General features: G+C 50.5%; 9 protein-coding genes and 1 pseudogene. All 10 read right to left on the reverse strand.

Features of this window, described 5'->3' with window-relative positions:
• Window positions 1-124 precede the first annotated feature (124 nt).
• A complete protein-coding gene (gene hisIE / locus GCA01S_RS12995) occupies window positions 125-757 on the reverse strand; it encodes a bifunctional phosphoribosyl-AMP cyclohydrolase/phosphoribosyl-ATP diphosphatase HisIE (RefSeq protein WP_017435699.1) in 633 nt (210 codons plus the stop codon).
• Entirely contained in the window at window positions 754-1512 is a 759-nt protein-coding gene (hisF, locus tag GCA01S_RS13000) for an imidazole glycerol phosphate synthase subunit HisF (protein WP_017435698.1), read from the reverse strand. The genes hisIE and hisF overlap by 4 nt, the downstream gene beginning before the upstream one ends.
• Window positions 1509-2246 (reverse strand): 1-(5-phosphoribosyl)-5-[(5-phosphoribosylamino)methylideneamino]imidazole-4-carboxamide isomerase, encoded by a 738-nt coding sequence (hisA, locus tag GCA01S_RS13005; protein WP_042410572.1) that lies wholly within the window; start codon window positions 2244-2246, stop codon window positions 1509-1511. Before hisA ends, hisF begins: the two co-directional genes overlap by 4 nt.
• Complete coding sequence (gene hisH, locus GCA01S_RS13010) at window positions 2246-2887, reverse strand: imidazole glycerol phosphate synthase subunit HisH (protein ID WP_174407502.1); 642 nt, start codon at window positions 2885-2887, stop codon at window positions 2246-2248. The genes hisA and hisH overlap by 1 nt, the downstream gene beginning before the upstream one ends.
• Entirely contained in the window at window positions 2884-3471 is a 588-nt protein-coding gene (hisB, locus tag GCA01S_RS13015; protein WP_042410576.1) for an imidazoleglycerol-phosphate dehydratase HisB, read from the reverse strand. Before hisB ends, hisH begins: the two co-directional genes overlap by 4 nt.
• A 13-nt stretch (window positions 3472-3484) precedes the next feature.
• The gene (hisD, locus tag GCA01S_RS13020) at window positions 3485-4753 is read right to left on the reverse strand and encodes a histidinol dehydrogenase (RefSeq protein WP_042410578.1); all 1269 of its coding nucleotides are present in this window, start codon (window positions 4751-4753) and stop codon (window positions 3485-3487) included.
• A 14-nt stretch (window positions 4754-4767) separates the two neighbouring features.
• Window positions 4768-5388: an ATP phosphoribosyltransferase gene (gene hisG, locus GCA01S_RS13025; protein ID WP_042410580.1), complete on the reverse strand. Its 621-nt coding sequence runs from the start codon at window positions 5386-5388 to the stop codon at window positions 4768-4770.
• Between the two features lie 266 nt (window positions 5389-5654).
• Complete coding sequence (locus tag GCA01S_RS13030; protein ID WP_042410581.1) at window positions 5655-6833, reverse strand: ATP phosphoribosyltransferase regulatory subunit; 1179 nt, start codon at window positions 6831-6833, stop codon at window positions 5655-5657.
• Between the two features lie 167 nt (window positions 6834-7000).
• Window positions 7001-7162 carry a hypothetical protein gene (locus GCA01S_RS20175; RefSeq protein ID WP_155835576.1) on the reverse strand — a complete coding sequence of 54 codons (162 nt, stop codon included), beginning with the start codon at window positions 7160-7162 and terminating at the stop codon, window positions 7001-7003.
• A gap of 148 nt (window positions 7163-7310) precedes the next feature.
• Window positions 7311-7654 (reverse strand): annotated as a pseudogene (locus GCA01S_RS20640) (RHS repeat-associated core domain-containing protein); the annotation flags it as partial.
• Window positions 7655-7846: the final 192 nt, after the last annotated feature.

The following is a 7846-nucleotide window of genomic DNA, read 5'->3' on the forward strand; positions in this document are numbered from 1 at the left end:
CACGAAAACATCTGCCGGAAGCCCACGGCTTTAGCCGTTAGGTAGTTGACCGAAAAAAGTATACCATATTCTTCGGGAAAACGGACAAAAAATAAGCGGGCGGCGCAAAAAAGCCAGCCCGTAATCATGATTTCGCGTCATGCCGCTCCGTCAGCACTTCCAGCACCGCATCAAGCGGCAGCTTTTGCTCGCGAAGCAGCACCAGCAAATGATACAATAAATCGGCCACTTCCCATTTCAACTCATCATGGCTGCGGTTTTTTGCGGCGATAATAACCTCCGCCGCTTCTTCTCCGACTTTCTTTAAAATTTTATCGATGCCTTTTTCAAATAAGTATGTCGTATATGCGCCTTCTGGGCGTTGTGCATCCCGCTTCGCGATGATTTCCTCCAGTTTGTTAATAATCGCAAAGCGGTGCGGCGATACTTCACGGACTTCTCCATCAATGGAATGGGAAAAACAGGAGTAGCTTCCCGTATGGCAAGCCGGGCCGGCCGGCTCGACAAGCACCAAAAGCGCATCGCTGTCACAGTCATAGCGCATATCGACGATGCGCTGCGTATGGCCGGAAGTAGCGCCTTTATGCCAAAGCTCCTGGCGCGAGCGGCTGTAAAACCAGGTTTCCCCCGTTTCTAGCGATTTTTGTAGCGACTCTCTATTCATATAGGCCAGCATCAATACTTCTTTGCTTTGCGCATCTTGGACAATCGCGGGAACGAGCCCTTTTTCATCAAAGCGGATATTTGCGAGGTTCATCGTACATTTACCCCTCTTTCTTTTAAATACGCTTTTACTTCTTTCACCGATGTTTCTTTATAGTGGAAAATCGAAGCGGCAAGTGCGGCGTCTGCTTTCCCTTTTTCAAACACTTCAAGGAAATGCTCCGCCTTCCCGGCTCCACCGGAAGCAATGACCGGAACCGACACCGCTTCGCTTACTTTCCTCGTCAATTCGATATCAAATCCATTTTTTTCGCCATCGCAATCCATGCTGGTCAACAAAATTTCTCCCGCGCCGCGGCGGACCGCTTCTTTTGCCCATTCGACAACTTCAAAATCAGTTGCGTTGCGCCCGCCATGCGTATAAACGCGCCACGAACCGATCGCTTCGTCGTATTTCGCATCAATCGCCACGACGATGCATTGCGAACCAAAAAAGTCCGCTCCTTCCGTAATCAGCTGCGGATTGCGGACAGCGGCCGTATTCAGCGACACTTTATCGGCACCAGCGCGCAAGATCGTTTTCATATCCTCCAACGAATGAATGCCGCCGCCGACCGTAAACGGAATCGCCAATTGTGCAGCAACTTTCTCGACAACTTCGACCATCGTTTTCCGTCCCTCGTGCGAAGCGGAAATATCTAAAAAGACAAGCTCATCCGCTCCTTGTTCATCATAAAACTTCGCCAGCTCGACCGGATCGCCGGCGTCGCGAAGCTGAACGAACTGCACGCCTTTCACAACGCGCCCGTCTTTGACATCCAAGCAGGGAATAATCCGTTTCGTAATCATTCGTCTTTCACCGCCTCAAGCGCCTCAGCGACGGTAAATTGCTTCGTATAGAGCGCTTTGCCGACAATCGCACCGGCCACGCCTTCCTTGGCGTATTTTCGCAGCGCTAAAAGATCGGCGAGCGAGCTGACGCCACCGGAAGCAATGACTTGTTTTCCGGTTGCCCGCGCCATTTCAACGACTGCCGCGACATTTGGGCCTGACAGCGTTCCGTCGGTGGCGATATCGGTAAAAATAAACGTTTGCGCCCCGGCTGCAGCGAGCTCTTTTCCAAGGTCTTCCGCTTTGACATTGGAAGTGTGAAGCCATCCTTCCGTCGCGACAAACCCGTCTCTCGCATCAATGCCGATGGCAATGCGCTCGCCGTATTTTTTCAACATTTCTTTGACAAACGGCGGATCAGCAATGGCAGCGCTCCCTAAAATGACGCGCGCCACACCGTTTTCTAAATAATACACAATATCCTCTTCCGTCCGGATGCCGCCGCCAATTTGCACTTTCACCGGCAGCTGTTTTGCCACTTCGACGACGAAACGATCATTGACACGCTTTCCTTCTTTTGCGCCGTCAAGATCGACCATATGAATCCATTCGGCGCCTTGCGCGGCGAACAACGCCGCCATTTCAACCGGCGAATCACCGTATACCGTCTCTTTCCCATAATCGCCTTGCAGCAGGCGGACGCATTTGCCGCCGCGCATATCAACCGCTGGATAAACCGTAAACCCCGCCATCATCCGTTCCCCTTTCCTTCTACGATCGCCAAATAGTTTTGCAATATTTTCATGCCCACCTCGCCGCTTTTTTCCGGATGAAACTGGGTGCCGAATACGTTTTCTTTGCCGACCACGGCCGGTACTTCGACATTATACGAACTGCTTGCCAGCACCGTCTTTGCATCGTCTGTCACGACATAGTAGGAATGAACAAAATAAACATGCCCTTCTTCTATATTGTCAAGCAGCGGCGAAGGATGATGAAACTTTAGCCGGTTCCAACCCATATGCGGCACTTTATAGCGTTCGCCGCTTGCCGCCTCCTCAGGGATGCGGACGACGCGGCCAGACAACAGTCCCAATCCTTTTGTTAATCCGTTTTCTTCGCTCTCTTCAAACAGCAGCTGCATGCCAAGGCAAATGCCAAGCAGCGGGGTGCCGTTCTCCGCAGCAGTGCGGATGAAGCCGGCCAAACCGGTTTCCTGCAAAATATGCATCGCGTCTTTAAACGAACCGACACCTGGCAAAATGAGCCCCCGCGCCCGTTTTAATTCATTCGGATGGCCAGAAATCATATACGGATAATCAAGACGCTCCAGCGCTTTGCTGACGCTGTATAAGTTTCCCATTCCATAGTCAATAATGCCAATCATCGTCACAACATCCCTTTCGTTGATGGAACGCCTTTGACGCGCGGGTCGATCATCGTTGCTTCATCGAGCGCGCGCCCTAACGCTTTAAATACCGCTTCAATCATATGATGCGTGTTGCGCCCGTAATGGACGATAACATGCAAATTCATGCGCGCTTCAAGCGCCAATTTCCATAAAAATTCATGCACGAGTTCGACATCAAACGTTCCGACTTTTTGGCTTGGAAACTGTCCGCGGAACTCAAAATGCGGACGGTTGCTTAAATCGACAACGACTTGGGCAAGCGCCTCGTCCATCGGGACAAACGCGTTTCCGTAACGTTTAATCCCTTTTTTATCGCCAAGGGCCTCGCGCAGCGCTTGCCCGAGGCAAATCCCAATATCTTCGGTCGTATGATGGTCATCCACTTCCGTGTCGCCTTTCGCCTTGACCGTTAAATTAAAATGTCCGTGCTTCGTAAATAAATCAAGCATATGGGTCAAAAACGGCACGCCCGTATCCAATTCCGCCTTTCCTTCCCCGTCAATGACAAACTCCAGCTGAATATCCGTCTCCTTTGTCGTTCGCAAAATCGATGCATGTCTTGCCATGACCAGATCCTCCTTATTTTTTGAAACGCGCCTCTACCGCGCGCGCATGCGCTTCGAGCCCTTCGAGGCGGGCAAACGCAGCAATTTTTTCAGCATTTTGTTTCAACGCCGTTTCGCTGTAAACAATGATGCTCGATTTTTTCACAAACTCGTCGACGCTTAGCCCGCTCGAAAACCGCGCCGTGCCATTGGTCGGCAGCACGTGGTTTGGGCCGGCGAAATAATCGCCGACCGGCTCCGAGCTAAATCGACCTAAAAAAATCGCTCCTGCATGACGGATTTGGCCAAGGAGTTGCAGCGGCTCAGCCGTCATCACTTCCAAATGTTCCGGCGCCAATTCATTGACGACTCTCACTGCTTCGTCCAGCGTTTCCGTCACGTAAATCGCTCCATAGTTTTCCAGTGACGAAGCGGCAATCGCTTTGCGCGGCAGCGTTTCAAGCTGTTTTTCGACTTCGCTGGCAACGGCAAGCGCCAATTTCATCGATGGCGTGACGAGAATCGCGGAAGCGCGCTCATCGTGCTCGGCTTGTGACAACAAATCAGCGGCAATTTCATCCGCATTGGCTGTTTCATCGGCCAGCACAACGATTTCGCTCGGCCCGGCAATCATGTCAATCGCCACTTGTCCAAACACCTCGCGTTTAGCAAGCGCTACATAAATATTGCCTGGCCCGAAAATTTTATCGACGGGCTGAATCGTCTCCGTTCCGTACGCCAGCGCGGCAATCGCCTGTGCGCCGCCGACTTTATAGATTTCGCTTACCCCTAATTCGTTCGCCGCCACTAACACGCCTGCCGGAAGCGTCCCGTCTTGATTTGGTGGAGATACGATCACAATTCGCTTCACCCCTGCGACTTGAGCAGGAATGACGTTCATCAATACAGAGGATGGGTAGGCGGCTGTCCCTCCAGGAACATAAAGCCCGACCGCATCGAGCGGCGTTATTTTTTGACCGAGGATCGTACCATCCTCTTTGGCGGTAATCCACGATTCCCGCTTTTGCCGCTCATGATAATCGCGAATGTTTGCCGCCGCTTCGCGGATAATCGCCAGCATCTCTGCGCTGACTTGTTGATACGCCTGTTCCATTTCCTTTTCTGTTATACGCAGCGACGCAAGGCGCACCTGATCAAATTTTTCCGTATACTCTTTCAGCGCTTCGTCACCGCGTGTGCGCACATCGGCGATGATTTCTAGCACCGCCCGGCGCTGCTCTTCCGTTCCCGATTCAATCGTGCGGCGCAGCGACAAGTGTTTTGTCACTCGTTCGATTTTCACATCGGCTCTCCCCTTTATTGTGGAATGACTGCGGATAATCGCTCGACAAGGCGATCAATCGCTTCATCTTTCATGCGGTAGCTGACCGGGTTGACGATTAAACGCGACGTTACATCCGCAATTTTCTCGAATTCCACCAATCCATTTTCTTTCAGCGTCCGTCCGGTCGAAACAATATCGACAATACGGTCCGCAAGCCCGATTAACGGCGCCAGCTCGATGGAGCCGTTAAGCCGGATGATCTCGACTTGCTCGCCTTGTTCGCGAAAATAGCTCGAGGCAATATTCGGGTATTTCGTCGCCACGCGCGGGGCGATTTGGTTCATGCGCACACCCGGCAGCCCTGCCACCGCTAAATGGCATTTGCTGATCTTTAAATCGAGCAGCTCGTACACATCGCGCTCTTCTTCCATCATCACGTCTTTGCCCGCAATGCCTAAATCCGCCACCCCGTGCTCGACGTAGGTGACGACATCCATCGGCTTGGCGAGAATAAAGCGCATGTTTTCTTCCGGCACCTCAATCACGAGCTTCCGTGACTCGGCAAATTCTGGCGGGAGCGTGTAGTCCGCTTTACGCAGCAGCTCGACCGCTTCTTCAAAAATACGCCCTTTCGGCATCGCAACAGTGAGCATCGTTTGTCACTCCTCATGAGTGTTGATTATCCATTATGAAGGTATAATAGTGTAGCAATAAGCCTAACAAAGAATGAACTCAGCTTTTCTGCCGTAATTCCCCAACGGAAACGCTGGCGGACAAATCAAATTTGTCCGCAAGGCGTTCACCGTTGGGGATGGGCATGCTTCGCATGCCCAGTCGGCAAGCCAATGCTTGCCGACTCCGGCAGAAAAGCTAGTATCGACCAATGGCAACTGTTTTTGTTGGCAATCAGCGCGCCGGATTACTCTTTTTCTTTGCTGCCAAGCAAATACGTCATCGACGGATACCGTTTGCTGTAGGCATCAATATCCCGAATCCCGGAAATGTGCTGTAAAACGACGCGTTTCCCTTCGCGGCGTTTCGCCGCGGCCAATTCAATCGCCTCGGCAAACCGCTCTTGGCTAAATACAATGCACTCGATGTTCGGCTCCGCTTCTGACTCCCCAAGCGCTTCGATTAGCCGATCGACGCGAATGCCGAATCCAGTCGCCGGAGCTTTGTGGGCAAACTTCTCCAACAGGTCATCATAGCGGCCGCCATTCCCGATCGGAAAACCGACGTGTTCGGCGTACACTTCAAATAAAATGCCCGTGTAATAGCTCATATGGCTGACAAGCGTCAAATCGAATTTCACCGCATCGGCGACTCCGTACATGCCCAGCGCGCGAAGCAGCGCAGCGAGCTCTTCGGCGGCGCGCTTTCCTTCTTCGCAATGGATCACTTCTTTCGCTTCTTCCAACATCATGCCGCAGCCACGCAGCGAAAGAAGCTGAAGCAGGCGTTTTTGGTCAATGGAGGAAAGCGGCAGTGATTGGACGTGTTCGCGATAGCCAACATAATTTTTTTCATATAAGAAGCGTCGCAACACGCTAGCCCGCTCTTCATTTCCTAAAATCTCTAAAAATAAAGCGTTGACATAGCCAATATGGCCGATCGTAACAGTAAAATGCTGCAGTCCGGCGCGTTTAAGCATGGCAATCATTAAGCTAATCACTTCCGCATCGGCCGCGATCGTCCCATCCCCGATGCATTCAACACCGATTTGTTCAAACTCCGCCGGACGCCCTCCCTCGTGCTGCTGGGCGCGGAACACGTTTGCGTTATAGGCAAGGCGGAGCGGATTGCCATCTTTGTAAAGCCGGGAAGCGGCCAGCCTTGCGATCGGCGCCGTCATATCCGGGCGAAGCACCAGCGTATGCCCTTGCTGATCGAGCAGTTTAAACAGCCGATGGTCCGCGATCGCCGAAACCGAACCGACTGTTTCGTAATACTCCAGCGTCGGCGTTTCAATAAACTCATATCCCCACTTTTCGATTTCATCCGCCATCGCCTGGCGGACACGTTTTTTCATTTCATATAAGAACGGCAACGTATCGCGCATGCCTAACGGTTTTTCAAACATAAACAACTTTTTTGACATGTTCACACGTCCTTTATGATAAATGCTTTAGTTTGCTAATATGGTAGAGGAGTGAAGTTACTAGTAGTTTACTCCTCATTTGTCCGTGAGTCAACCATAAACTTTATGCCGACTGATTCAAAATGTTGGAGGAAAATTTTTGAAGGAAATGTTATTTACAGATTTAGTCAAGCGTTTTCCCTCACCAGTACCACGCTAAACCACGCCAAATGATCCCCATCTCCATTCATTTTGCGAAGCATTTCCGCAATAACCGGAACAATTCCCCTTCTTAATTCTTTTAGGCTTGGCGACAGGCGGAGAACGGTATTATCTTTTTGCATAGGCATCTGTTACCCCCTGTTTGTTTTTTGCCATCTTACAAGAAGGGAGTCCTTTTTATGTGATTCGCTTTTCCCCCATCTCCTCCGATGAAGAAGGGAACGGATTTTCCCTAACAAACCTTTTACTCATACGAACAAAATAAAGCCCTACAGTATACACGAATCCCCCATCCGGACTATCATCGGGCTGTTTGTTCACATACGCATAGCCATTCTGCGTAAGAATGTCATTCGCATCCCCCGGATCTGGATCCAAGGAAAGGAACACTCCATGCGTTGGATGGTAGTACTGGGTAATTAGGTAATAGAGACCCGTTTCTTGGTCATATTGGTATCCTGCGTATCGATATGAGTTTTCGTCAGCCAAGTCGCCAGATTAGGAAAGAATGTCCCCCATGCATCATATTGATAACGGGCAACGATGTTTCCTTGTTCATCCGTCAGGGCGATGACATCGCCATGGGCGTTATAGTGATAAAAATACATGGAAGTACTTTTTTATGATGAGAAACTATATAAGTTGCAATTTTGTTTTACATGGCACTGTTCGCTCTTCTTGTCACCGTGCCAGCTTGTCAGGTGATAAAGACGGGACATGGAGATCGGAAATTCTTTATTACAACCTATATACCTAATTTTTTCTTTGTTTTCTATTCATTTTTTCATATAAAAATAAAAAGAGACTGACTC

This window comes from Parageobacillus caldoxylosilyticus NBRC 107762 (assembly GCF_000632715.1).
In the GTDB taxonomy this organism is placed as follows: Bacteria; Bacillota; Bacilli; order Bacillales; family Anoxybacillaceae; genus Saccharococcus; species Saccharococcus caldoxylosilyticus.